Here is a 23,360-nt window from a genome sequence, read left to right on the forward strand (position 1 = left end):
GAAGGGGGTGAGGGGTTCAGCTCAGGTGGTCGGGGACCTCGATCACGCCGTTGAACACGGGCGTGGCGGGGCCGGTCATGAAGACGGGGGCGTCGAGGCCGTCGGAGGCCTTCCATTCGATGGTGAGCAGCCCGCCGCGCGTGTGCACGTCCACGCGCTCGTCGAGCCAGCCCAGGCGGATGCCTGCGACCACCGCGGCGCAGGCGCCGGTGCCGCAGGCCAGGGTCTCGCCCGCACCGCGTTCGTAGACCCGCAGTTTCACGGTGGTGCGGTCCACCACCTGCAGGAAGCCCGCGTTCACGCGCTGCGGAAAGCGCTCGTGGACTTCGATCAGCGGGCCCCAGCCCGCCACGGGTGCGTCGTCCACGTCGTCGACCCGCAGCACGGCGTGCGGGTTGCCCATGGACAGCACGGCCACCGGCACTTCGCCCGCGTAGGGCAAGGTGAGCGGCCAGCGCTCGAAGCCGTTGAGGCGCTCGGGCTTGAGCCCGCTGGCGTTGAACGGCACGTCGGCCAGCGCGAACACGGGCGGGCCCATGTCGACGGTGACGCGGCCATCGGCCAGGCGCTTGAGCTCGATCACGCCCTTCTTGACCTTCACGCGCAGCGGGTTGCGCTCGCTCAGGCCCTGATCGTGCACGTAGCGCACGAAGCAGCGCGCCCCGTTGCCGCAGTGCTCCACCTCGCCGCCGTCGGCATTGTGGATCACGTACTCGAAGTCGAGCCCGGGCGCGGGCGCGGGCCGCACGGACAGGATCTGGTCGGCGCCGACACCGAAATGCCGGTCGGCGAGGAAGCGGTACTGCGCCGCGCTCAGGCCGAGCAGACCATGCGTCTCGTCGAGCACGACGAAGTCGTTGCCCGCGCCTTGCATCTTGGTGAAGCGGATCTGCATAAGGCCGCGATTATCCGCCGAGCCCCGCCGGCCTGACACCTGCACGACGCAAGACCGCACCGCCCTCCCCCACAATCGCCGCCATGGTCCGCCCCACCCAACTCCTGCACCCGCCGCGCGCCATCGCGCCCCTGCGTCCCGCCGCCACCGTGCTGCTGCTGCGTGATGGCCCCCAGGGCGTCGAGGTGCTGATGACCCGCCGCTCGATGTCGGCCAGTTTTGCGCCCGGCGCCTACGTGTTTCCGGGCGGCGGCATCGACGCCGCCGACGCCCAGGCCTTCGGCGTGGCTTCGCGCCGTCCCACCCAGACCGATCTGCGGCTCACCCAGGCCATCGCGGCCATTCGCGAGAGCTTCGAGGAACTGGGCGTGCTGCTCGCGCGCCGTGCCGATGGCCGCTGGGCCAATGGCGACGACATCGACGCGCTCGACCGCAAGGCCCCGTTCGCACCGCAGTGCCGCGCGCGCGGCCTGCGGCTCGCGGCCGACGAGGTCTTCGTGCTGGCGCACTGGATCACCGACCGCGACCTCTCGCGCCGCTTCGACGTGCCCTTTCTGGTCGCCCGCATGCCCGAGGGCCAGGAGCCCGTGGCCGACGAGAGCGAGCAGTTCGAGCCGATCTGGGTGCGCCCGGCCGACGCGCTCGCGCGCCACGCCGAGGGCCGCTTCTTCATCATCTTCCCCACCATCCGCACGCTCGAGCGGCTGCAGGCCCACGCCACGGTGGACGAGGTGCTCAAGGCCTGCGCCGCGCACGACGAGCCGCTGTGGACGAGCTGCCCGCGCGCGGGCCTGATCCATGGCCGCGAATCGCGCCACATGGAGCACGAGCCGCCGTTTGGCGAACTCGCGCTGGTCTGCCCCGACGGCCAGATCGTGCACCCGCTGGACTGGCAGCACGAGCAGCCGGTGCCGCTGCTGCGGCAGGTGCAGCGCCTGACCGCGCCCAACAGCGGCGTGATGACCGGCCCCGGCACCAACAGCTACCTCGTGGGCGACCCGGGCACGGGCTACATCGCGATCGACCCGGGCCCCGACGAGCCCGAGCACATCGAGCGCCTGTGGCGCGCCGTGGGCGCCGACCTGCGCGCCATCGTCTGCACCCATTCGCACCCCGACCACTCGCCCGGCGCCAAGCGACTGCAGCAACTCTGCGAGAAGGCCGGGCGGCCGCGGCCGCCCGTGCTCGGCCTGGCCAGCGCACCCACGGCGCGCGAGAACAGCCGCTTCACGCCCGACCGCGAACTCGCCGACGGCGAGCGGCTGGTGCTGCGCGACGCCGCGGGCACCACGCACACGCTCATGGCCGTGCACACGCCGGGCCACGCCGCCAACCACCTGTGCCTCGTGCTGCTCGAAGACGGCCTGCTGTTCTCGGGTGACCACATCCTCAACGGCAGCACCACGGTGATCGACCCGCCCGACGGCAACATGGCGGCCTACCTCGATTCGCTCGACCGCCTGGCCGCGCTGTGCGACACGCACGGCATCGACTTCATCCTGCCCGCGCACGGCCACGTGCTGGGCGACCTGCGGCGCACGCCCGACAACCTGTCGGCGCCGGTCGAGGGCGGCGCGCGCCGCGCGATCGACCAGCTCAAGGCCCACCGCCTCGCGCGCGAGGCCAAGATCGCGCGCGCCATGCAGTTGCGCCCCGACGGCGGCCTCGACGACTGGGTGCCGCTGGCCTACGACGACGTGCCCGAGCGTCTGTGGCCCGTGGCACGCCGCTCGCTGCTCGCGCACGTGGAGCGCATCCGCGCGCTCGGCGGCTTCAATCTCTGAACACGGGTCAGAAGCGCCGGCCGTAGACCAGGCCCACGCCTTCGACCTTGATGTTGTCGCTGTCGTGGTAGTTCATCCAGTTCGCCTGCAGGTACGACTGCCGGCTCAGGTGCACGTTGAGGCCGAGGCCGTAGGCCACGTCGTCGCCGGTCTCGTCGACGTTGATGCCCCCGGCCGACAGCTGCAGCTTGGTGCGCGCATAGCCCACGCGGCCGAACAACTCCACGCGCTCGCCCAGACGGATGCCCGGCTTGAAGAAGATGCCATAGGCGCTCGGGATCTTGGCGTCGATGCCGGTGTTCACCCCGTTGAGCTTGATCTCGTCTTTGGACACACCGCCGGCCACGAAGCCCTCGACCGCGAGGTTGGGCAGCCACTGGTAGCCGATGGTGCCGGTGAGCAGGCCGGGGCGCGCCTTGGCGCTCAGCGGGCCGTCCTCGGCCTTGATGTTGAGTTGCGACAGGCCGATCTCGCCGTACCACTTCGAGTCGGTGGACTGTGCGTGAGCGGCGCCGCACACACCGGCCGCGAGCAGCGAAGACAGCAGGGTTCTGCAAAGGGGATTCATGGGCACTCCTGTGGGGGGATGGAACGGACCCCGGGGGCGGGGGCTGTCCATTGGCAATTGCCGTTCCCGCGGGCGGGAGTGCCTGGCGCAAAAGTGTGAAGCGCGCCGATAAGCCGGATTCTGTGCGGCCGGGTCGCCCCGACCGTGACCGCCATTCTTCTGGGCCGGGGGTCACCCACCCGGCTCGATGCCACCTACCCGCCAGCTCCGCGGAGCCACATCGACGCTGGCCTATTTGGTGTTGCTGCGCGTAGAGATTGCCCGTTTCACCCGGCCCGGGTCGCCCCGGGCCGACTCGTCTCTGTTGCTCTGATCCTCACCTTAGGGCCGCCGGGCGAACCCAGCGGCTGGTCGGTGGAGAGGTGTTACCTCCTACGCTGCCCTGTGCAGTCCGGACGTTCCTCCAGCACACCCTTTCGGGTCTTGTGCCAGCGGCGGTCTGGCGCGCTTCACGCCGCGATTATCGCCGCGGCCCGCGTCACACCAGCCGCTCGATCCGGCGGTGCCGCCACACCAGGCGGTAGTACGAGGTCTGCAAGGCCAGCATGCACAGGTAGGCCACGGGAAAGGCGATCCACACGCCTTCGAGCCCCAGGCGCAGGTCGAGCCACCAGGCCGCGGGCAACTGCACGCCCAGAATGCAGAACACCGAGATCGCCATCGGCACCAGCACCACGCCGCTGGCGCGCATCAAGCCGCCCACGATGGCCTGGAAGCCGAACACCAGGATGCTCCACAGCATGATGTGCAGCAGGTGCTCGGCCTGCTGGCGCACCTCGGGCTGGGTGAGGAACAGCCCCAGCAGGTGGTGCGACAGCGCATAGCCCAGCAGCACCAGCGAGCCCGTGAGCGCCGCGTTGAGCCACAGCCCCGTGCGCAGGATGGCGCCCAGCCGCTCGGTATGGCCCGCGCCGATCGACTGCGCGGCCAGGATGGACGTGGTGATGGCGATGGACAGCGCGGGGAACTGCACGTAGTTCACCACCTGCGTCACCGCGCCGTAGGCCGCCGTGGCCTGCGAGCCATGGGCGTTCACCAGCGTGAGGATCACGAGCTCGGACGCGGAGATCACCACCATCTGCACGCCCGTGGGCAGGCCGATGCGCATCACCTTGCCCAGGATCTCGCGGTCCAGCCGCAGCGCCAGCAGCATCGCGCGGTCGAAAGCCATCACGCTGTGCAGCCGCTTCAGGCGCCAGGCCAGAAAGGCCAGCGCCACCGCGTACGACACCAGGCCCGCATAGGCCGCGCTGCGGATGCCCAGCGGCGGCAGACCCAGCCAGCCCTGGATCAGCGCGGGCGTGAGCACCAGGCCCAGGCCGGTGGACAGCAGCAGCGCCAGCAGCGGCGACACCGTGTCGCTCACGCCGCGCAGCAATTGCGTGAACAGGATGAACACCAGCAGCAGCGGCATGATGAGCAGCATCACGCGGGCGTACGACACCGCGTCGTCGAGCACGTCGGCGGGCGTGCCGAGCGCCACCATGGCGGGGCGCGCGAACACGCCGCCCAGCGCCGCCGCCAGCAGCCCGATGAGCGCCCCCAGCACCAGCGCCGTGCCCGCGATCTGCTTGACCTTGTGCGGCTCGCCCGCGCCCCAGGCCTGGCCGATCAGCACCGAGGCGCCGGCACCGATGCCGATCACCAGCGAGATGAAGAAGAACACGATGGGGAACATGCCCGACACCGCGGCCAGCGCATGCGTGCCCAGCAGCTGGCCGATGAAGATGCCGTTGAGCGTGCCCGACAGGCCCTGCAGGATGTTGGACAACACCATGGGCACGAGGAACACGAGGTAGACCCGCCAGAGGGGGCGGTGGGCTTGGGGTGTCATGAATCGCCTCGGGAGGAATCGGTGTCGGTGGGCGCGAACGCGTCGCGTGCGAGCCAGGCAGCATGGGCGCGCACGTCGGGCGGCCAGGACTCGATGCGCCGGGCGAAGGCCTCGCCGTCGTGCGCGAACAGGGCGCGCGTGGCTTCTTCGAAGCCCGGCAGGGCGCCCGCGATGGCGCTCATGAAACGGTAGGCGCGTTCCGTGGCCGCGCGGCGCGAATCGCGCTCGGCATGGCTGCGGCGCGCCTCGTCCACCAGCCGGCGCAGCGCGGCCGACGCACCGCCCGGCTGCTGCGCCAGCCAGGCCCAGTGGCGCGGCAGCAGCGTCACTTCGCGCGCGACCACCCCCAGGCGCGGACGGCCCACGCCAGGGGCCGCAGTGGCCAAAGCGGCGGGGCCAGGCGCGGCAGCCTGGGGCGCGAACGGGTAGTCGCGCTGCTCGCCGGTGGCGTCGTCGAACACCAGCAGGCCGCCGCCCGACAGGTCGAGCGTGGCCAGGGTACGGGCGACCTCGTCGCCGGGGCCGAAGGCCACGCGGCGGTGTCCGAGAAAGGCGGTGCAGGCTGTCATGGCGGGCAATTCTACCCGGGTTTTTTAATTTCACCCGGGTTATTTTGAGCAGCGGGCCGGACGACTGCGAGGACAATGCGCGCTTTCGTCCTGCTTGATCACCACAAGCCCCACGACCATGATCCGCATCGCCGAGCTCAAGCTCCCCCTGGCCGAGGTGCCGTTCGATGAGCGCCGCGCGGCCGACGCCCCGGCCGAAACCGAGGCCGACCGCGCGCCCGCGCCCCACCCCGTTGCCGCCCTCACCGCGCTCGCCGCGCAGGTGCTGGGCATCGCCCCGGCCGACATCGCCGACCTCCAGGTCTTCAAGCGCAGTTTCGACGCGCGCAAGGCCGAACTGCTCGCGGTCTACATCGTCGACCTCACGCTGCGCGACCCCGCGCAAGAGGCCGCGCTGCTCGCGCAGCACGCACGCCACCCGCACGTGCGCGCCACGCCCGACATGGCCTGGCGCGCGCCCGGCCACGCACCGGCCGCCTTCGGCAGCGCCGAGGGCGAACGCCCGGTGGTGGTGGGCCTGGGCCCCTGCGGCCTGTTCGCCGCGCTCGCGCTCGCCGAAATGGGCCTGCGCCCCATCGTGCTCGAACGCGGCAAGCCGGTGCGCGAGCGCACCAAGGACACCTGGGGCCTGTGGCGCAAGCGCCGGCTCGACCCGCAGAGCAACGTGCAGTTCGGCGAAGGCGGCGCGGGCCTGTTCTCCGACGGCAAGCTCTACAGCCAGATCAAGGACCCGCGCTTCTTCGGCCGCAAGGTCATGCACGCCTTCGTCGAGGCCGGCGCGCCGAGCGAGATCCTCTACGAAGCGCACCCCCACATCGGCACCTTCAAGCTCGTGAAGGTGGTCGAGGCCATGCGCGAGAAGATCCTGTCCCTCGGCGGCGAAATCCGCTTCCAGCAGCAGGTGGTGGGCGTGCAGACCGTGCCCGATGGCGCGGGCCTGCGCCTGACCGGGCTGCGCGTGGCCGACCTCGCGACCGGCACCGCCAGCGAACTGCCCGCGCAGCGCGTGGTGCTCGCGCTCGGCCACAGCTCGCGCGACACCTTCGCCTGGCTCTGGGACGCGGGGGTGTTCCTCGAAGCCAAGCCGTTCTCGGTGGGCGTGCGCATCGAACACCCGCAAAGCCTGATCGACCGCGCGCGCTGGGGCCGCCACGCCGGCCACCCACTGCTCGGCGCGGCCGACTACAAGCTCGTGCACCACGCGCAGAACGGCCGCGCCGTCTACAGCTTCTGCATGTGCCCGGGCGGCACCGTGGTGGCTGCCACGTCCGAGCCGGGCCGCGTGGTCACCAACGGCATGAGCCAGTACTCGCGCGCCGAACGCAACGCCAACTCGGGCCTGGTGGTGGGCATCGACCCCGCCGACTACCCGCAGACCTTTCCGCAGGACCTGCCCTTGTGGACCGCCGCCTTCGGCGAGGCCGACGGCACGCGCTATGCGCAGCAGGCCCAGGCCCTGCGCGCCCAGGGCCGCCACCACCCGCTGGCCGGTGTGGTGCTGCAGCGCCAGCTCGAAAGCCGCGCCTTCGTGGAAGGCGGCGGCGACTACAGCGCGCCCGCGCAGCGCCTGGGCGATTTCCTCGCGGCCACGCCGTCGACCGCGCTCGGCGAGGTCGAGCCCTCGTACCGGCCGGGCATCCACCTCACCGATCTGTCGCGTGTGCTGCCCGCCTATGCGGTCGAGGCCATGCGCGAGGCGTTGCCCGTGTTCGGCCGCCAGATCCGCGGCTATGACCTGCCCGACGCCCTGCTCACCGCGGTCGAGACCCGCACCTCGTCGCCGCTGCGCATCACGCGCGGCGACGACTTCCAGAGCCTCAACACGCGCGGCCTGTACCCGGCCGGCGAAGGCGCGGGCTACGCGGGCGGCATCCTGTCGGCCGGTGTCGACGGTTTGAAGGTGGCCGAGGCCCTGGCCTGCGACGCGCTGGGCCTGCCGCCCGTCGGGCGCCTTACAAATAGTGACAAGGTCGGCACCCCGGCTTGACACGCCGGGCGCAGCATCCAGTCTCCCCCTTACTCCCAGGAGTCTTCCGTGAACACCCCGAGATCGCTTCGCTGGCTTCCCCTGGTGGCCGTTGCGGCCACCGCCACCGGCATGGCCCACGCCCAGGAAGAGCAGGGTCGCGTCATCAGCAGCACGCCCATCATCCAGCAGGTGGCCGTGCCGCAAAACGTCTGCATCGACCAGCAGGTGACCCGGCCGGGCGCCAAGTCGGGCGCGGGCGCCGTGCTGGGGGCGATCGCGGGCGGCGCCGCGGGCAATGCCATCGGCGACGGTGGTGGCCGCGCGGCGGCCACGGCCATCGGCCTGATCGGCGGCGCCATCCTGGGCAACCGCATCGAAGGCGCGGGCCCGGCGCAGACCGAGATCGTGCGCAACTGCAGCACGCAGACCTTCTACGAACCGCGCACCGTGGCCTACGATGTGCTCTACGAGTACGCGGGCCGCCAGTACCGCACCCAGATGGCGCAGGACCCGGGCCGCTACGTGCGCCTGAACGTGGCCCCGGTGGACGCCCTGCCCGCCGCCCCGGCGCCGATCTACCCGACCCGCCCGCAGGTGCGCTATGAAACGCCCGTCGCGCCGGCCGTGGTGTACGACACCTACCCGAGCGGCTACTCGAACATCTCGACCGAGGTCGTGATCATCGGCGGCCAGCGCTACCACCCGGCCCCGGGCTGGCGCCCGCGCCACGAATGGAACGACCGCTACCCGGACCGCTACCCGCCGGGCTACCGCCGCCCCGATTTCGAATACCGCCGCTGAAACCGCGGCGCCCAGCAAAAAGGCCACCCGAGGGTGGCCTTTTGCATGGGCGGTGCGCCTCAGTTCTGCTGCAGCGCCGCGATGCGTTCTTCGATCGGCGGGTGGGTGCTGAACAGCTTGCCCAGGCCACCCGTGATGCCCAGCGCCTGCATGGTCTTGGGCAGCTCGCCGGGTTCGAGGCCGCCCAGGCGGGCCAGCGCGTTGATCATGGGCTGCTTGCGGCCCATGAGCTGGGCGGCGCCCGCGTCGGCGCGGAACTCACGCTGGCGGCTGAACCAGGCCACGATGATCGCGGCCAGGAAGCCCAGCACGATGTCCATCACGATGGTGGTCACCATGTAGCCGATGCCGGGGCCCGAGTTGTTGTCGCTGCCGCGGCGAAGGAAGCTGTCGACCGCGTAGCCGATGATGCGCGACAGGAACACCACGAAGGTGTTCATCACGCCCTGGATCAGCGTCATGGTGACCATGTCGCCGTTGGCGATGTGCGCCACCTCGTGGCCGATCACGGCCTCGACCTCTTCGCGCGTCATGTTCTGCAGCAGGCCGGTGGACACGGCCACGAGCGCGCTGTTCTTGAAAGCGCCGGTGGCGAAGGCGTTGGGCGCGCCTTCGAAGATCGCCACCTCGGGCATGCCGATGCCGGCCTTGTCGGCGAATTTCTGCACCGTCGCCACGATCCAGGCCTCGTCGGCGTTCTGCGGCGGGTTGATCACGCGCGCCCCGGTGCTGAACTTGGCCATGGGCTTGCTGATGAGCAGCGAGATGATCGCGCCGCCGAAACCCATCACCAGCGAGAAGCCGGCCAGGGCCGTCATGTTCAGGCCGTTGGCCGTGAGGAAACGGTCCACGCCGAGGATGCGCGTGGTGATGAGCAACACCGCCATCACGGCGACGTTGGTCAGGACGAACAGCAGGATGCGTTTCATGGATGCTCCGTTAGGCGCCGGCCCGTGCTGGCCGGCAGCGCACTGACCCGTTTCGGGCCATCAGGTTCCCGCCGCCCTGGCGGGGCAGCGGATGATACCGAGGCCGCACGTGGGGCCGGCGGCGCGTTTTTTCAAGCGGGATTCATGCCCGCCGCGGCGCGCGGAACACCTGCGCATCGGCGTAGAAGTCCGCCCTTTCATTGGGCGGCCACCAGCCCGGTATGCCCAGCACGGGCAGGGGCGTGAAGGGCTTGCACGCCAGGGCCTCGGGCCGCAGCCGCTCGGCCAGCCAGCCGTCCCACGCGGCGAGGTCGGTGCCCAGCGCGGCGGGCACGGCTTCGGTGAACACGTGCGCGGTGATCGACTTGTAGGGCTGCGCGAGCTTTTCCAGCAGCGCATGCCCGAACAGCACCAGCCGCGCCCCTGACCAGAGCGCGCGCTCGCTCACGAACAGGCGCTGCCAGTCGCGCGCGCGCAGCGCGTCCCACAGGGCGGGCGGCGCCTGCAGCAGCGCGGCGTTCTCGTCGAACAGCGTGATCGCATCGCGCAGGGGGCCGCGCACCGCGCCCACGCCCTGCGCTGCGATGGCATCGGCCTGCAAGCGGTTGAGGCGGCGCTTGGCGAGCGGGAAACGGTGCCAGATCAGGCCGTTGAAGCCGTCGTGCAGGTTCTCGCGCGTGGGCACGCGGCCGGTCTCGCCGATGAAGGCCTCGTAGGCCACGCCCTCGGGCAGTTCGGCCTGCGGCACGGCACGCAAGGGGCCGGGCGCGGCGGCGTTGAGCGCCTCGGGCAGCGACAGGCCCGCGGCCCGCGCGGCCTGCACCGCACGGCCGGCCTCGGCCACGGGCGCGAACCACGGGGCCGACCAGTCCAGCACCATCGGGTTCAGGCCACCAGCCTCCAGCGCAGCGCTTCGCCCGCGCGCAGCGGCTTGAGCTCGGCCTCGCCGAACGCGAAGGCCTCGGGCGGTGTCCAGCTCTCGCGGCGCAGCGTCACGCTGCCGGTGTTGCGCGGCAGGCCGTAGAAGTCGGGGCCGTGGAAGCTGGCGAAGGCTTCGAGCTTGTCGAGCGCGTTTGCGGCCTCGAAGGCCTCGGCGTAGAGCTCGATCGCGGCGTGCGCGGTGTAGCAGCCCGCGCAGCCCGTGGCATGTTCCTTCAGGTGCGCCGGGTGCGGCGCGCTGTCGGTGCCCAGGAAGAAGCGGTCGCTGCCGCCGGTGGCCGCCTGCACCAGCGCGAGGCGGTGCGTTTCGCGCTTGAGCACCGGCAGGCAGTAATAGTGCGGCCGGATGCCGCCCTGGAAGATGGCGTTGCGGTTGAACAGCAGGTGGTGCGCGGTGATGGTGGCCGCGGTGTGCGCCCCCGCCTCGGCCACGTACTGCGCGGCTTCCTTCGTGGTGATGTGCTCCATCACGATCTTGAGCTCGGGGAAGTCGCGGCGCAGCGGGATCAGCACCTGATCGATGAACACGGCCTCGCGGTCGAACAGGTCGATGTCGCTCGAAGTGACCTCGCCGTGCACCAGCAGCAGCACGCCCTCGCGCTGCATGGCTTCCAGGGTCTGATAGGTCTTGCGGATGTCGGTCACGCCGGCGTCGCTGTTGGTGGTGGCGCCGGCCGGGTAGAGCTTGAGCGCCACCACGCCGGCCGCCTTGGCGCGCGCGATCTCGTCGGCGGGCAGGTTGTCGGTGAGGTAGAGCGTCATGAGCGGCTCGAAGGCCATGCCCGCGGGCACGGCGGCGAGGATGCGCTCGCGGTAGGCGCTGGCCTGCGCGGCGGTGGTCACCGGCGGCTTGAGGTTGGGCATGATGATCGCGCGCCCGAACTGGGCCGCGGTGTGCGGCACCACGGTCTGCAGGGCGTTGCCGTCGCGCACGTGCAGGTGCCAGTCGTCGGGCCGGGTGAGGGTGAGGGTGTCGTGGGTGGTCGCGCTCATGGGCCCGGATTGTCGCAGCCCGCGCCGCCCCGCCCGCTCAGGGCACCTGGTCGCTGGGGTACTTCCAGCTGTCGCGCAGCAGGTAGTTCATGGGCAGGTTCAGCGCCTGGCCGTGCGGCGGAATCGGCTGCTCGAACCAGCGCCGGTAGATGGCCTCGATCTCGTGGCCCAGGATCAGGCGCCGCATCTCGCCGTCGACGATGGCCTTGAAGGCCGGATCGCCGGGCGGCAGCATGATGGCCAGCGGCTCGGTGGTGAGGAAGCGCCCGCGCACCGCGAGCGCGCGCGGATCGGGCCGCTGCGCGATGAGGCCAAACAGCAGCACGTCGTCCATCACGAAAGCCTGGGCCTCGCCGCGCTCCACCTGGCGCAGCGCCTGCTCGTGGTCGTCGGCCTCGGCGATGTCCAGCGGCAGGTTGCGCATGGCCTTGATGCGCCGCACCGCGGCCAGCGGCGTGGTGTTGCGCGTGGACACCACGCGCAGCAGCGCCGGGTGGTCGATGCGGTCGATCGGGCTGTCGGCGCGCACCAGCAGGCGCGCGCCGGTGATGTAGTGCGGGATGGTGAAAGCCACGCGCTGGCGCCGCTCGGCGTTGTTGGTGGTGGAGCCGCATTCGAGCTGGGCCTGGCCCTGCGCGATCACGTCGAGGCGGTCGGCCGGGCTCACGAGGCGGTGCACCACGGCGAGCTCGGGCAACGCGAGCCGCTGGCGTAGCGCCTGCACCAGCCGCTCGCACAGATCGAGCGCGTAGCCGATGGGCTGGCCATCGGGCCCGAGGTAGGAGAACGGCACCGAGGCGCTGCGGTGCGCGATCACGATGCGGCCCTCGGCCCGCAGCCGGTCGATCACCGGGCCCGAGGGCGGCGCCTCGGCGCGTGCGCTCAGCGCCACGCCCAGGGCGGCGAACACGCAGGCGATGCCCGCGATACGGATCCAGACACGCAGCGTGTTGACGGCGGACATGGCGGCACCTCCCAAAGGGCCGCACCTTAGGCAGCCTGCGCCGCCAGGTCGCTACCGCATTGGCGGCATTTCAGCCCTTGGTCGCCAGCAGGTCGCTCAGGCGGTTCCAGAAGCTGGCCACCGCGCGCTTGCCCTTGTTCGCGTCGAGCGGCCGGGCGCGGTAGAGGCGAATGTCGAGCGTGAGCTGCAGGCCGTCGGCCGCGGGCACGAGGCGGCGCGCGGCGAGCTCGTTGCGCACCGCGCTCGAAGGCAGGAAGGCGATGCCGTGGCCTTCGAGCGCCATGGCCTTCAGGCCCTCGGCCATGTCGGTCTCGTACACGCGGTCGAGCTGCGCGGCCAGCGGCGAGTCCTTGAGCAGGTGCTCGACCACGCGGCCCAGGTAGGCGCCCGGCGCATAGCCCAGGTAAGGCTGGGGCAGGCCATTCGCCGGCGGCAGCGCGTACATCGGCGCGCCCTGGGCGTTGGGCTTCACGTAGGGCGCGAGTTGCTCGCTGCCCAGCGGCAACATCTCGTAGCGCGCGGGGTCGAGCTGGATCGGCTGCGCCGCGTGGTGGTAGGCGATCAGCAGGTCGCAACTGCCTTCCACCAGGCGCATCACGGCGTCGTGCACGTTGAGCGCGATCAGCCGGCTCTTCACGGGGCCGACGGCCTCGCGCAGGCCCGAGAGCCATTGCGGGAAGAAGGTGAAGGCCAGGGTGTGCGGCACGGCGAACTCGATCACGTCCTGCGCCGCCGCGGTGTGCGCGCGCAGCATGAGCCGCGTGCCGTTGAGCGCCTGCAGGATCTCGAGCGCCTGCTCGTGCAGCGTCTGGCCTGCGGGCGTGAGCCGCGTGGGGTAGGACGAGCGGTCCACCAGGTCGGTGCCGGCCCAGGCCTCGAGCGACTGGATGCGGCGCGAGAAGGCCGGCTGGGTCACGTGCCGCAGTTGCGCCGAACGGCTGAAGCTGCGCGTCTCGGCCAGGCTCACGAAGTCTTCAAGCCACTTGGTTTCCATAGGACGCGGATTATGTGTCGGCGCCGCTTTGCTGCAGTGCCCACATGCGCGCGTAGGCGCCGCCCTGCTGCAGCAGTTGCGCGTGCGAGCCGCGCTCGACGATGTGGCCGTGTTCGAGCACCAGGATCTCGTGCGCGTCGACCACGGTGGACAGGCGGTGCGCGATCACCAGCGTGGTCTTGTTCGCGGCCGCGCTGCGCAGTTCGGCCTGGATCGCGCGTTCGTTGGCCGAGTCGAGCGCGCTCGTGGCCTCGTCGAAGATCATCACCGGCGGGTTCTTGAGCAGAGTGCGCGCGATCGCCACGCGCTGCTTCTCGCCGCCCGAGAGCTTGAGGCCGCGCTCGCCGACCAGGGTCTGGTAGCCCTGTGGCAGCCGCTCGATGAAACCGTGGATGTGCGCCGCGCGCGCGGCGGCCACCGCGGCCTCGTGGCCCGCCTCGGGCCGGCCGTAGAGGATGTTGTATTCGATGGTGTCGTTGAACAGCACCGTGTCCTGCGGCACGATGCCGATGGCCGCGCGCACGCTGCCCTGCGTGACCTGCGCGATGTCCTGGCCGTTGAGGGTGATGCGGCCACCCTCGTCGCGGTTGCTCACATCGTAGAAGCGGTACAGCAGGCGCGCCAGCGTGCTCTTGCCCGAACCCGAGGGCCCCACCACCGCCACCGTCTTGCCCGCAGGAATCTCGAAGTGAATGCCGTGCAGGATCTCGCGCGCGGGCTCGTACGAGAAGCGCACGTTCTCGAAACGGATGGTGGGCGGGCCGTCGAGCGCGAGCGGCAACGCGCCCGGCGCGTCGGCGATCTCGCGGTCTTTCTCGAGCAGCACGAACATCTTGTCGAGGTCGGTCAGGCTCTGCTTGATCTCGCGGTAGAGCACGCCCAGGAAGCCCAGCGGGATGTAGAGCTGGATCATGAAGGCGTTGACCATCACCAGATCGCCCAGCGTGAGCGTGCCCGCCGCCACGCCCTGCGTGGCGCGCCAGAGCATGAGCACCAGCGCCACCGCGATGATGAGCTGCTGCCCCGCGTTGAGCATGGACAGCGTCTGCTGGCTCAGCAGGCGCGCGCGGCGCAGCTTCTGCAGCGACTCGTCGTAGCGCTGCGCCTCGAAGGCCTCGTTGTTGAAGTACTTGACCGTCTCGTAGTTCAGCAGCGAATCGATGGCCTTGCTCTGGCTGGTCGACTCGAGCTCGTTCATGCGGCGGCGGAATTGCGTGCGCCACTCGGTCACGGTCACGGTGAAGGTCACGTACAGCACCAGCGCACCCAGCGTGATCCAGGCATAGCCCATGTCGAACTGCGTGCCCAGCAGCGTGAGCACCAGCAGCACCTCGATCAAAGTGGGCACGATGCTGTAGAGCGAGTACGAGATCAGCGACTGCACACCGCGCGTGCCGCGCTCGATGTCGCGCGTCATGCCGCCGGTCTGGCGTTCGAGGTGAAAGCGCAGGCTCAGGCCGTGCAGGTGGCCGAACACCTCCAGGGCGATGCGGCGCGTGGCGCCCTCGGTGGCCTTGGCGAACACCAGCTCGCGCAGCTCGGTGAACAGGCTGGTGCACAGGCGCAGCGCGCCGTAGGCGATCAGCAGCGCCACCGGCACCACCAGCAGCGACTCGGCGCTGCCGGGCTTGATGCTCATGGCGTCGACCAGCTGCTTGAGCAGCACCGGCACGCCCACGTTGGCCACCTTGGCGCCCACCATGAACGCGAGCGCGGCGAGCACACGCCATTTGTACTCCCACAGGTAGGGCAGCAGACGCTGGAGGGTGGCCCAGTCGGAGCGGCGCGCGGGCGCGGCTTCGCCGGGGGCGGTGGCGTGGGGCAGGGCCACGCGGCCTTGGGTGGGGTTGTCGGGGCGCATGCGGGAGAATTCGCGGGTTACCGGAGATTGTGCCCATGCCCCCCAATTCAAGTGCCGCCAACGCGCCATTGCCCGCGCTGCCGTCCGACCACCGCGAGCTGGTGCTCAAGGTGATCCCCATGCCGGCCGACTGCAACGCCAATGGCGACATCTTCGGCGGCTGGGTCATGGCCCAGGTCGACCTGGCCGGCGCCGTGCTGCCGGCGCGCTACGTGCGCGGGCGCATGGCCACGGTGGCGGTGAACCAGTTCGTCTTCAAGCAGCCGGTGCGCGTGGGCGACATCCTGAGCTTTTATTCGCACGTCACGCGCATCGGGCGCACCTCGATCACGGTGATGGTCGAGGTGTTCGCCGAGCGCTTTTCGGCGCAGGGCCAGTACGTGAAGGTCACCGAGGCCAGCCTCACCTACGTGGCGATCGACCGCGAAGGCCGGCCCCGGCCGATCCCCGACGAGGCGCGGGCGGAGTGGAAAGCGCCGGATTGAGCCGGCCCCGGCGTCAACCGCCCCAGCGCCGCACGCGGCCGATGTCCACGTGCACGAACTGCTCGCGCGGGTAGTAACCCACGCCGCCGGCCTGCAGCGACCAGGCGGCGTCGCGCAGGTCGGCCAGCGGCACACCGGCCATGCGCACGTCGATCGCGAGCCCGTCCATGTGCAGGCTGCGCGTGGCCACGCCGCCGCCGCGCGTGGCCTTGAGGTGGGCATTGGTGACCGGCGAGCGGTAGCCCGAGATCACCTGGTAGGGCCGGTCGGTGGCGAGCACGCGGCGCAGCGCGTGCAGCAGGTCGTGCAGGCCGGGGGCGATGTGGCCCACCGCACCCGAGTAATGGTCGCGCAGGAAGTGGTCGAGCCGGCCCAGGGCCTCGGGCAGGTAGGCGTCGCCGCGCGCGTACACCACATCGATCTGTTCGTGGGTGTGCAGGTGGTCGAGCGCGAGCTCGCGCACCGGCGCGGCCCACACGCGCCCGGGCAGCGCGAGCAGCGGAACGGCCAGGCCCGCACCGAGGCCGGTGCGCAACACGTGGCGGCGGGTGGCGGTGCGCGGTGGGCAGGGCTTCATCGGGCGGTCTCGGGCGGGGTTCGGGGGCGGGCGTCGAGCGCGGCCTGAAGCCGCGCGTCCAGACCATACACGTCCGGCAGGAAGCGCGGGCGGCCCTGGGCGACCAGCGCCGTGGCATAGGCGATCAGCACCGGCAGCGGTTCGCGCAGGGCCACGTGGGTGGATGTGCCGGCCGCCATCTGCGCGCGGATGCGGTCTTCGTCCCAGCCGGGCATGCCGTCCATGACGAAGCGGGCCAGGCCCACCGGGTCTTCCACGCGGATGCAGCCGTGGCTGAAATCGCGCCGCTCGCGCGCGAACAGGCCCACCGAGGGCGTGTGGTGCAGGTAGATGTTGTCGCGGTTGGGGAACACGAACTTGATGTCGCCCAGCGCGTTGGCCGGGCCCGGGCGCTGGCGGATGCGTGAGCGCCCCGCCAGCACCGCGTCGAGCCCGGCCGGGCTCAGGGCGGTCTCGACCCGGCCGTCGCCGGTCACGAACTCGAAGCCCTGGCGTGCCCAGTGGCCCGGGTCGCGGCGCAGCCGCGGCACCAGCTCGGCGCGCGCGATCGAGGGCGGCACGTTCCAGTACGGGCTGAACTCGATGCTGCGCAGGCGCTCGTCGAACAGCGGGGTTTCGTGGTCGAGCGCCTCGCCCACGATCACGCGCATCTGCAGGCGCACCGCGATGCGACCGTCCACCACCTCGTAGGCGCGCAGCACGAACTCGGGAATGTTGACCACGATCATGCGCGGGCCGAGGAACAGCGGCGTCCAGCGCAGCCGCTCCAGGGTGAGCGCGACCTGGCGTGCGCACGCCGCGGGTGGCACCTCGAGCGCGGCGCGCGTGCCGGCGCCGATCACGCCGTCGGGCGCAAGGCCGTGGCGGTCCTGGAAGGCCTTGAGCGCGTCCAGCAGCGGTCCTTCGAGCCGCGCCGGCACCGGCGCGGACGCGGGCAGGTCGCCCAGCAGCACCAGGCGCTGGGCGAGCAGCGGCAGGCCGGGCCAGGCGGCGCCCGGCTCCAGCTTGGGCTGGCGCGCGCCGGCGGGGCGCGGCAGCGCGGGCAGCGGCTGCGCCCACGCGGGCGGATCGCCCAGCGCGCGCAGGCCCGCCAGCACACCCTGCAACTGGCCGTAGAAGGGCAGCGGCGGCAGCGCGGCGCGCACCGCATCGGCCGGCCGGCCGCGGGCCAGCGCGGCCGCGAGCGCCTGGGCGGGGTCGAAGCCCTCGCGCGGCGCCACGCTGAAGCGGTGGTGGATCTGCCGCGGGTCGATGCGGCCGAAAGCCAGGTCGTGCAGCAGCCGCAGCATCGCGGCGTTGAGCGCGCGCGCGAAAGCCGCGGCCTCGGGCCCCTCGGGCGCGGCCAGCGCCGCGGGCAGGCGCTGCGCGAGCGCGTCGGTGCCGTAGTCGGCCGGGTCCAGGCCGTGCTCGCCGGCCGCGGCCAGCAGGGCCAGGGCCTCGCGCGCCGGGGCCTCGGGCCAGTGCGTGGGCAGCGCGGCCGGCGCTGGACCCTGGGCCTGGGCCTGCGTGCTTCCCAGCGCGGGCCAGGCCGCGAGCCCGCCCGCGGCCTGCAACCAGGCGCGGCGGCTCCAGCGGGGTGCAAACGGCGGCATGGCGCGATTGTGGTCCCGGCCCGGCAGGCTCAGCGCCGCCAGCGCGCGCGCCAGGCCGCGTAGATCGCGTCGGCCAGCGCCTCGCTGCCGGCCTGGTGGCGCGCGGTGGCCGCGCGCATGGCCTCGGGCGGCTGCACCGAATCGGGGTGGCGCGCGATCGCGCCGGGGTAGACGTCGCCGGGCGCGGCCAGCCAGTCGGCGATCTTGGGCGGCGTGATCTCCACATGGAACTGCATGGCCAGGTGGATGCCGAGCGCGAAGGCCTGGTGCGGGCACGCGGGCGACGAAGCCAGCCACTCGGCGCCCGCGGGCAGGTCCACGACGCCGTCGTAGTGCCATTGGTACACGGTGGCCTGGCGCGGCCCGCCGAACCAGGCGCGCGCGGCGGGCGTGTCGTGCAGCGTGATGGGCAGCCAGCCCACTTCGGGCTGCGGCAGCCGCACCACGCGGCCGCCGAAGGCGCGCGCCATGAGCTGGCCGCCCAGGCAATGGCCGAGCACGGGCACGCCGAGCGCGTCGGCCTCGCGGATCAGGGCCTCGGCCTGGCGCAGGCTGGGGCGCTCGTCGTTGGCGCTCCATTCGCCGCCCAGCACCGCGAGCGAGCGGTAGGGCGCCACGCTCGCGGGGTAGGCCTGGCCGGCCTCGGTGCAGAACACCTGCCAGTCGGCGCCCTGGGCGTCCAGCCACTGGCCGAGGTAGGCGGGGTGGTCTTCGAGGGTGTGCTGCAGCACCAGCACGTCGTGAACGGGGGCAGAAACGGAAGCAGCCATGGCGCGATGCTAGGCAGGCGCCGCGCCGGCCACGGGGCCAATCGCGCCGCGCGGCTCAGAACCGACCGTGTCGGCCCTCGCCCGCGGCGAAGCGCTGCGCGCCGTCGAGCGCGTCGGGAATGCGCGCCTTGCCGCGCTGCCATTCCTGCTGCAGCGCCTCGCCCAGCGGCAGGTCCCACTGCGCGTGGGCGCTCTCGCGGTCGGCGAGCATCGTGGCCTGCGGAAAGGCCGCGAGCTGGCGCGCGAGCGCGATCGCGGCCTCGCGCGCCTGGCCGCGCGGCACCACGCGGTTGGCCAGGCCCATCTGCAGCGCTTCGGCGGCCTCGACCTTGCGGCCGGTGAGGATCAGGTCCATCGCATGGCCCATGCCGATCAGGCGCGGCAGGCGCACGGTGCCGCCGTCGATCAGCGGCACGCCGAAGCGGCGGCAGTAGACGCCGAAATAGGCGTCGTCTTCCATCACGCGCAGGTCGCACCAGAGCGCGAGCTCCATGCCGCCGGCCACGGCCGCGCCGCTCACGGCAGCGATCACGGGCTTGGACAGGCGCAGCCGCGACGGGCCCATGGGCCCGATCGCGCGCGCGTCGGCGCTGTCGAAGTCGAGGTCGGCCAGTGCGCCGCCCTGCCCGCCCTGCGCGGCGCGCGCGCCGAACTGCAGGTCCCAGCCGGCGCAGAAATGGCCGTGCGCGCCGTGGAACACGGCCACGCGCGCGAGCGGGTCGTCCTCGAAGGCGAGAAAGGCCGCGTGCAGCGCGCGCGCGGTGTCGCTGTCGACCGCGTTGCGAACGGCGGGGCGGTCGAGGGTGACGACGTGGATGTCGTCGATCACTTCGGTGTGCACCGCCGCGTTCATGCGATCCCCCGCCGGGCCGCCCCAAGGGGGATCAGCCCCCTCGGGGGGCAGCGACCCGCGCAGCGGTGGAGCGTGGGGGTCATGCCTCGCCCCACCAGCCCACGCGGGGGGCATTGAGCGCGGCGTCGAGCTCGGCCGCATCGACCTCGATCTCCAGCCGCAGCAGCGCCGCGGCCATGGCCTTGCCCAGGTTGTCCAGCCGCAGGTTGCGCGCGCCGCCGCCCTGCAGCGCGCCCTTGAGCACGAACTTGAGCGCAAGGATGTTGGGCAGCGGCCAGGCGTTCACCTCGCCGGGCAGCCAGGGGGCGAAGTGCGCGCGCACGCGCTCGGCCGTGACCTCGCGCTCGAGGATCGCGTAGCCCGCGGCGTTCCAGGCGAACAGGCCGAAGTCGACCCAGTCGGCCTTGTCGCCGCTGCGCGCGTGGGCCAGGCGCGCGAGGGGAACGCGGATGCGGCTCATGAAGGCGCCCCCATCAGTTCCACTGTCACGCCCGCCTCCACCGCCGCCCGGTCCACCAGCGTGGGCCAGATGCCCAGCAGCTCGCTCACGTTGTGCAGGCCCGTGAAGCCGCAGGTGTAGGCCGGCCCGCTCAGGCCCATCCACGGGAACAGGCGGCCGAAGCCCTCGGCCGCCGCCTTCTCGGGCGTGCGCAGCACCAGCCGCGTCCACACCTCGTTGAGCTGGTTGAGCGCGTCCGCCGCGGGCAGCGGCGCGAGCGGGCCGTGCGCCGAATTCAAGCCCGGGTGCTCCACATAGAGCTCGTCGTGCGGCACGCGGCGCTCCTGCAGCAGCGTGCGGATGGTGGCCTGCGCCCGCTGCGACTTGTCCCAGGCGTCGGGCCACGAGAAACCCCAGGTGACCTCGGCCTTGTAGCCGTCGCGGTAGCCCGCCACCACCTTGAGCCGCTCGCCCGGCGCACGGCCGCGCGCGCCCGTGAGCTGCACGCGGTCCTGCCCCAGGTCGTCGAGCCGGATGCTGCCCATGTCGAGCACCACGTCGGGGCTGTGGTACGCGTGCGGGTCGTGCACCTCGTAGAGCAGCTGCTGGCGCACGGTGTCGAAGTTGATGCGCCCGCCCGTGCCCGGCGCCTTGGTGATGAGCGCGCTGCCGTCTTCCGCCACCTCGGCGATCGGGTAGCCGATGTGCGCCAGATCGGGAATGGTCTGCCAGTGGCCTTGCGCGCCGAAGTTGCCACCGCTGCCCTGGCCCGAGCACTCGAGCAGATGGCCCACGGTGAGGCCCTGCGCGAGCCGGTCGAGGTCGCGCGCGGCGGTCGCGCCCTGCAGCGTCCAGCCCAGCGCGTGCACCGCGGGCGCGAGGAACAGCGCGGCGTCGGCCACGCGGCCGGTGATCACGATCTGCGCGCCCGCGTCCAGCGCCTGCACGATGGGCGCCGCGCCCAGGTAGGCATTGGCGAACACCAGGCGCTCGCGCACGCCCTGAACCGGTGCGCCGCTGAACAAATGGGGGAAGTCGGCCGCGTCGCCCTGCAGCCGCGGCAGCACGTCGTCGCCCGTGACCACCGCGATGCGCGCCTTCAGGCCCTTGGCCGCGAAGGCCGCGAGCACGGCCTGCGCCGCGCCCTGCGGGTTGAGCCCGCCCGCGTTGCACACGAAGCGCACGCCGTGGCGCTGCATCAGCGGCCACAGGCGCAGCAGCAGCGGCACCACGTCGCGCGCATAGCCCAGGGCCGGGTCGCGCTGGCGGTCTTTCTGCAGGATGGCCAGCGTGAGTTCGGCAAGGTGATCGCTCGCGATGAACTGCACGCCGCCGCGTTCGATGGAAGCGGCGATGGGCTCCCAGGCGTCTCCGTAGAAACCCAGGCCCGCGCCGATGCGCACGGTTTTCATGCACGCCATCTTCATGGCGCGTGCGCGACTCCCGATGGGGGACAACCCCTAGCGGCAGTCCCGGGCACGACAGCTATAAATCCCGGCACCCGGGCACGTGGCCTTGCTCCCATCGTTGCAGCAGTGCCGCCAACAAGCCCGGGAATACAACGACAGGAGACAGCTTCGTGCAACTGCTGCAACTGCTGATCAGCGGGGCGGCGCAGGGGTGCATCTACGGCCTCATCGCGCTGGGCTTCGTGCTCATCTACAAGGCCACCGAAACGGTGAGCTTCGCGCAGGGCGATCTCATGATGGTGGGCGCCTTCGGCGGCCTGCTCACCATGACCCTGCTGGGCTTTCCGTTCTGGCTCTCGGTGATCGCGGCGATCCTGGGCATGGCGGCGTTCGGCATCGCGCTCGAACGGCTGGTGATCCGCCCCATCCTGGGCCAGCCCGCCTTCTCCATCGTCATGCTCACCATCGGCGTGGGCTACACGCTGCGCGGGCTGATCACCATGATCCCCAACATCGGCACCGAAACGCACACGCTGCCCGTGCCCTACGCGGGCCAGGTGCTCAACCTCGGCGCGCTCGTGATCTCGGCCGAGCAGATCGTGGTGATCGGCGCCACCGCGCTGCTGTGCGCGCTGCTGTTCGCCATGTTCCGCTACAGCAAGCTCGGCATCGCCATGCAGGCGGCGTCGCAGAACCAGCTCGCGGCCTACTACATGGGCATCCCCGTGAAGCGGCTCAACGGCCTGGTGTGGGGCCTGGCCGCGGGCGTGGCGGCGATCGCGGGCCTGCTGCTCGCGCCCATCACCTTCGTGCACGCCAACATGGGCTTCATCGGCCTCAAGGCCTTTCCGGCCGCGGTGGTGGGCGGCTTCGGCAGCCTGCCCGGCGCCATCGTGGGCGGGCTGATCATCGGCATCGTCGAGGCGGTGGCCGGCTTCTACCTGCCCGAAGGCTTCAAGGACATCGCGCCCTACATCGTGGTGCTGCTGATGCTGGTGCTCAAGCCCAACGGGCTGTTCGGCGAAAAGCTGCGCAAGAAAGTCTGAGGCCGATCCCATGCGCTTTCTCTTCAAGACGAACTACGACCAGGACATCCGCCTCGCCAAGCACGGCGGCCACGTGTTCTGGTACGGCCTGCTGTGCTTGTTCCTGGCGGTGGCGCCCTGGGCCATCGACGAGTACTGGCTCGCGCAGCTCACCTTCGTGCTGATCTACGGCATCGTGGGCCTGGGGCTCATGCTGCTCGCGGGCTTCACCGGCCTGTTCTCGCTCGGCCACGCGGCCTTCCTCGGCGTGGGCGCGTACACCCAGGCGGTGCTGGTGAACGCGGGCGTGCCCTTTCCCATCGCGCTGGTCTGCGCGGGCCTGCTGGCCGCGGCGGTGGGTGTGGTGGTGGGCCTGCCCGCGCTGCGCGTGAAAGGCATCTACCTGGGCATGGCCACGCTGGCCTTCGGCTTCATCGTCGAAGAGGGCCTGGCGCGCTGGGAATCGGTGACCGGGGGCAACAAGGGCCTGATGGTCAACTACCCGCAGCTCTTCGGCTGGGCGCTCGACACCACGCAGAGCTTTTACTTCCTGTGCCTGGTGGTGTGCGTGGCGAGCACGCTGGCGATCGTGAACCTCATGCGCTCGCCCACCGGCCGCGCCTTCGTGGCCATCCGCGACTCGGAGATCTCGGCACAGAGCATGGGCATCCACCTCGCGCGCTACAAGACGCTGTCGTTCGCGCTGTCGGCCGCGCTCGCGGGCCTGGGCGGCGCGCTCTACGCGCACAAGATCCAGTTCCTCTCGCCCGAGCAGTTCTCCATCATCCAGTCGATCGACCTGCTGCTGATGGTGGTGATCGGCGGCCTGGGCTCGATCCATGGCGCCTTCCTGGGCGCGATCTTCCTGATCGTGATGCCGCAGCTCATCGCGCTCGGCAAGGACCACCTGCCCGACGCCATCGGCCAGGCCGCGGGCCTGCAGGGCACGGTCTACGGCCTGGTGCTGATCGCCTTCGTGCTGTTCGAGCCCATGGGCCTGTACGGCCGCTGGCTCAAGGTTCGCACCTACTTCCAGCTCTTCCCGTTCTACCGCAAGGGCATGTTCAAGCGGCAGAAGTCGTTCCAGAAATCGGACCGCCTGAAATGAGC

Annotated in this window: 22 protein-coding genes and 1 other RNA gene; 6 read left to right on the top strand and 17 right to left on the bottom strand. The window is 71.5% G+C overall.

Annotated features, from left to right (window positions below):
• Positions 1-16 precede the first annotated feature (16 nt).
• Positions 17-895, bottom strand: coding sequence for a diaminopimelate epimerase (dapF, locus tag WDZ95_RS08385; protein WP_166227550.1), 879 nt, complete (start codon positions 893-895; stop codon positions 17-19).
• An 83-nt stretch (positions 896-978) separates the two neighbouring features.
• Between dapF and WDZ95_RS08390 the strand changes: the two genes are divergently transcribed.
• On the top strand, positions 979-2,679 hold the full coding sequence (locus tag WDZ95_RS08390) for an MBL fold metallo-hydrolase (protein ID WP_425777668.1): 1,701 nt from the start codon (positions 979-981) through the stop codon (positions 2,677-2,679).
• A gap of 7 nt (positions 2,680-2,686) precedes the next feature.
• Here the strand turns inward: WDZ95_RS08390 and WDZ95_RS08395 are convergent, their stop codons facing one another.
• From WDZ95_RS08395 to WDZ95_RS08410, 4 genes are all read right to left on the bottom strand, one after another.
• Positions 2,687-3,247: a porin family protein gene (locus WDZ95_RS08395; protein WP_425777670.1), complete on the bottom strand. Its 561-nt coding sequence runs from the start codon at positions 3,245-3,247 to the stop codon at positions 2,687-2,689.
• Positions 3,248-3,340: 93 nt separating this feature from the next.
• Positions 3,341-3,698: RNase P RNA component class A (rnpB, locus tag WDZ95_RS08400), an RNA gene on the bottom strand.
• A gap of 27 nt (positions 3,699-3,725) precedes the next feature.
• Entirely contained in the window at positions 3,726-5,081 is a 1,356-nt protein-coding gene (locus WDZ95_RS08405) for an MATE family efflux transporter (protein ID WP_166227553.1), read from the bottom strand.
• Positions 5,078-5,650 carry a DUF2239 family protein gene (locus tag WDZ95_RS08410; RefSeq protein ID WP_425777673.1) on the bottom strand — a complete coding sequence of 191 codons (573 nt, stop codon included), beginning with the start codon at positions 5,648-5,650 and terminating at the stop codon, positions 5,078-5,080. Before WDZ95_RS08410 ends, WDZ95_RS08405 begins: the two co-directional genes overlap by 4 nt.
• A 118-nt stretch (positions 5,651-5,768) precedes the next feature.
• Here WDZ95_RS08410 and WDZ95_RS08415 point away from each other — a divergent pair, with 118 nt between their 5' ends.
• Positions 5,769-7,637, top strand: coding sequence for an NAD(P)/FAD-dependent oxidoreductase (locus WDZ95_RS08415; RefSeq protein ID WP_425777675.1), 1,869 nt, complete (start codon positions 5,769-5,771; stop codon positions 7,635-7,637).
• A gap of 48 nt (positions 7,638-7,685) precedes the next feature.
• Positions 7,686-8,420, top strand: coding sequence for a glycine zipper 2TM domain-containing protein (locus WDZ95_RS08420; protein WP_425777677.1), 735 nt, complete (start codon positions 7,686-7,688; stop codon positions 8,418-8,420).
• Positions 8,421-8,479: 59 nt separating this feature from the next.
• Here the strand turns inward: WDZ95_RS08420 and htpX are convergent, their stop codons facing one another.
• The 6 genes from htpX to WDZ95_RS08450 all read right to left on the bottom strand — a co-directional run bounded on the left by htpX (position 8,480) and on the right by WDZ95_RS08450 (position 15,100).
• Positions 8,480-9,349: a protease HtpX gene (htpX, locus tag WDZ95_RS08425; protein ID WP_166227556.1), complete on the bottom strand. Its 870-nt coding sequence runs from the start codon at positions 9,347-9,349 to the stop codon at positions 8,480-8,482.
• 142 nt (positions 9,350-9,491) lie between these two features.
• Positions 9,492-10,229, bottom strand: a complete 738-nt coding sequence (locus WDZ95_RS08430; RefSeq protein ID WP_425777679.1) for a DUF3025 domain-containing protein — start codon at positions 10,227-10,229, stop codon at positions 9,492-9,494.
• Between the two features lie 5 nt (positions 10,230-10,234).
• A complete protein-coding gene (pyrC, locus tag WDZ95_RS08435; protein ID WP_425777681.1) occupies positions 10,235-11,281 on the bottom strand; it encodes a dihydroorotase in 1,047 nt (348 codons plus the stop codon).
• A 37-nt stretch (positions 11,282-11,318) separates the two neighbouring features.
• Positions 11,319-12,245 (bottom strand): amino acid ABC transporter substrate-binding protein, encoded by a 927-nt coding sequence (locus WDZ95_RS08440; protein ID WP_425777683.1) that lies wholly within the window; start codon positions 12,243-12,245, stop codon positions 11,319-11,321.
• A 70-nt stretch (positions 12,246-12,315) separates the two neighbouring features.
• Positions 12,316-13,239, bottom strand: coding sequence for a LysR substrate-binding domain-containing protein (locus tag WDZ95_RS08445; protein WP_166227560.1), 924 nt, complete (start codon positions 13,237-13,239; stop codon positions 12,316-12,318).
• A gap of 10 nt (positions 13,240-13,249) precedes the next feature.
• Entirely contained in the window at positions 13,250-15,100 is a 1,851-nt protein-coding gene (locus tag WDZ95_RS08450; protein ID WP_425777686.1) for an ABCB family ABC transporter ATP-binding protein/permease, read from the bottom strand.
• A gap of 35 nt (positions 15,101-15,135) precedes the next feature.
• Here WDZ95_RS08450 and WDZ95_RS08455 point away from each other — a divergent pair, with 35 nt between their 5' ends.
• Positions 15,136-15,585, top strand: a complete 450-nt coding sequence (locus WDZ95_RS08455; RefSeq protein WP_166227564.1) for an acyl-CoA thioesterase — start codon at positions 15,136-15,138, stop codon at positions 15,583-15,585.
• Positions 15,586-15,598: 13 nt separating this feature from the next.
• Here WDZ95_RS08455 and WDZ95_RS08460 read toward each other — a convergent pair whose 3' ends face one another.
• The 6 genes from WDZ95_RS08460 to WDZ95_RS08485 form a co-directional block, all read right to left on the bottom strand.
• On the bottom strand, positions 15,599-16,162 hold the full coding sequence (locus WDZ95_RS08460; RefSeq protein ID WP_425777688.1) for a YcbK family protein: 564 nt from the start codon (positions 16,160-16,162) through the stop codon (positions 15,599-15,601).
• Entirely contained in the window at positions 16,159-17,754 is a 1,596-nt protein-coding gene (locus WDZ95_RS08465) for a L,D-transpeptidase family protein (RefSeq protein WP_425777690.1), read from the bottom strand. Before WDZ95_RS08465 ends, WDZ95_RS08460 begins: the two co-directional genes overlap by 4 nt.
• A gap of 29 nt (positions 17,755-17,783) precedes the next feature.
• A complete protein-coding gene (locus WDZ95_RS08470) occupies positions 17,784-18,524 on the bottom strand; it encodes a type 1 glutamine amidotransferase (protein WP_425777692.1) in 741 nt (246 codons plus the stop codon).
• Positions 18,525-18,579: 55 nt separating this feature from the next.
• Positions 18,580-19,377, bottom strand: a complete 798-nt coding sequence (locus WDZ95_RS08475; RefSeq protein ID WP_425777694.1) for a crotonase/enoyl-CoA hydratase family protein — start codon at positions 19,375-19,377, stop codon at positions 18,580-18,582.
• A 79-nt stretch (positions 19,378-19,456) separates the two neighbouring features.
• On the bottom strand, positions 19,457-19,837 hold the full coding sequence (locus WDZ95_RS08480) for an AtuA-related protein (RefSeq protein ID WP_166227574.1): 381 nt from the start codon (positions 19,835-19,837) through the stop codon (positions 19,457-19,459).
• On the bottom strand, positions 19,834-21,228 hold the full coding sequence (locus tag WDZ95_RS08485) for an acyclic terpene utilization AtuA family protein (RefSeq protein WP_425777696.1): 1,395 nt from the start codon (positions 21,226-21,228) through the stop codon (positions 19,834-19,836). Before WDZ95_RS08485 ends, WDZ95_RS08480 begins: the two co-directional genes overlap by 4 nt.
• Positions 21,229-21,395: 167 nt before the next feature.
• Between WDZ95_RS08485 and WDZ95_RS08490 the strand changes: the two genes are divergently transcribed.
• Both WDZ95_RS08490 and WDZ95_RS08495 read left to right on the top strand, forming a co-directional pair.
• The gene (locus WDZ95_RS08490; protein WP_166227578.1) at positions 21,396-22,271 is read left to right on the top strand and encodes a branched-chain amino acid ABC transporter permease; all 876 of its coding nucleotides are present in this window, start codon (positions 21,396-21,398) and stop codon (positions 22,269-22,271) included.
• A 10-nt stretch (positions 22,272-22,281) separates the two neighbouring features.
• Positions 22,282-23,358: a branched-chain amino acid ABC transporter permease gene (locus WDZ95_RS08495; protein ID WP_425777699.1), complete on the top strand. Its 1,077-nt coding sequence runs from the start codon at positions 22,282-22,284 to the stop codon at positions 23,356-23,358.
• Positions 23,359-23,360: the final 2 nt, after the last annotated feature.

Origin of the sequence: Hydrogenophaga sp. T2 (assembly GCF_049843535.1) — a bacterium.
GTDB lineage: Bacteria > Pseudomonadota > Gammaproteobacteria > Burkholderiales > Burkholderiaceae_C > Hydrogenophaga > Hydrogenophaga crocea.

Coding starts and splice junctions, on each gene's coding strand:
- dapF (WP_166227550.1), bottom strand. CDS start 895: ATGCAGATCCGCTTCACCAAGATGCAAGGCGCGGGCAACGACTTCGTC.
- WDZ95_RS08390 (WP_425777668.1), top strand. CDS start 979: ATGGTCCGCCCCACCCAACTCCTGCACCCGCCGCGCGCCATCGCGCCC.
- WDZ95_RS08395 (WP_425777670.1), bottom strand. CDS start 3,247: ATGAATCCCCTTTGCAGAACCCTGCTGTCTTCGCTGCTCGCGGCCGGT.
- WDZ95_RS08405 (WP_166227553.1), bottom strand. CDS start 5,081: ATGACACCCCAAGCCCACCGCCCCCTCTGGCGGGTCTACCTCGTGTTC.
- WDZ95_RS08410 (WP_425777673.1), bottom strand. CDS start 5,650: ATGACAGCCTGCACCGCCTTTCTCGGACACCGCCGCGTGGCCTTCGGC.
- WDZ95_RS08415 (WP_425777675.1), top strand. CDS start 5,769: ATGATCCGCATCGCCGAGCTCAAGCTCCCCCTGGCCGAGGTGCCGTTC.
- htpX (WP_166227556.1), bottom strand. CDS start 9,349: ATGAAACGCATCCTGCTGTTCGTCCTGACCAACGTCGCCGTGATGGCG.
- WDZ95_RS08430 (WP_425777679.1), bottom strand. CDS start 10,229: ATGGTGCTGGACTGGTCGGCCCCGTGGTTCGCGCCCGTGGCCGAGGCC.
- pyrC (WP_425777681.1), bottom strand. CDS start 11,281: ATGAGCGCGACCACCCACGACACCCTCACCCTCACCCGGCCCGACGAC.
- WDZ95_RS08440 (WP_425777683.1), bottom strand. CDS start 12,245: ATGTCCGCCGTCAACACGCTGCGTGTCTGGATCCGTATCGCGGGCATC.
- WDZ95_RS08445 (WP_166227560.1), bottom strand. CDS start 13,239: ATGGAAACCAAGTGGCTTGAAGACTTCGTGAGCCTGGCCGAGACGCGC.
- WDZ95_RS08450 (WP_425777686.1), bottom strand. CDS start 15,100: ATGCGCCCCGACAACCCCACCCAAGGCCGCGTGGCCCTGCCCCACGCC.
- WDZ95_RS08455 (WP_166227564.1), top strand. CDS start 15,136: ATGCCCCCCAATTCAAGTGCCGCCAACGCGCCATTGCCCGCGCTGCCG.
- WDZ95_RS08460 (WP_425777688.1), bottom strand. CDS start 16,162: ATGAAGCCCTGCCCACCGCGCACCGCCACCCGCCGCCACGTGTTGCGC.
- WDZ95_RS08465 (WP_425777690.1), bottom strand. CDS start 17,754: ATGCCGCCGTTTGCACCCCGCTGGAGCCGCCGCGCCTGGTTGCAGGCC.
- WDZ95_RS08470 (WP_425777692.1), bottom strand. CDS start 18,524: ATGGCTGCTTCCGTTTCTGCCCCCGTTCACGACGTGCTGGTGCTGCAG.
- WDZ95_RS08475 (WP_425777694.1), bottom strand. CDS start 19,377: ATGAACGCGGCGGTGCACACCGAAGTGATCGACGACATCCACGTCGTC.
- WDZ95_RS08480 (WP_166227574.1), bottom strand. CDS start 19,837: ATGAGCCGCATCCGCGTTCCCCTCGCGCGCCTGGCCCACGCGCGCAGC.
- WDZ95_RS08485 (WP_425777696.1), bottom strand. CDS start 21,228: ATGAAAACCGTGCGCATCGGCGCGGGCCTGGGTTTCTACGGAGACGCC.
- WDZ95_RS08495 (WP_425777699.1), top strand. CDS start 22,282: ATGCGCTTTCTCTTCAAGACGAACTACGACCAGGACATCCGCCTCGCC.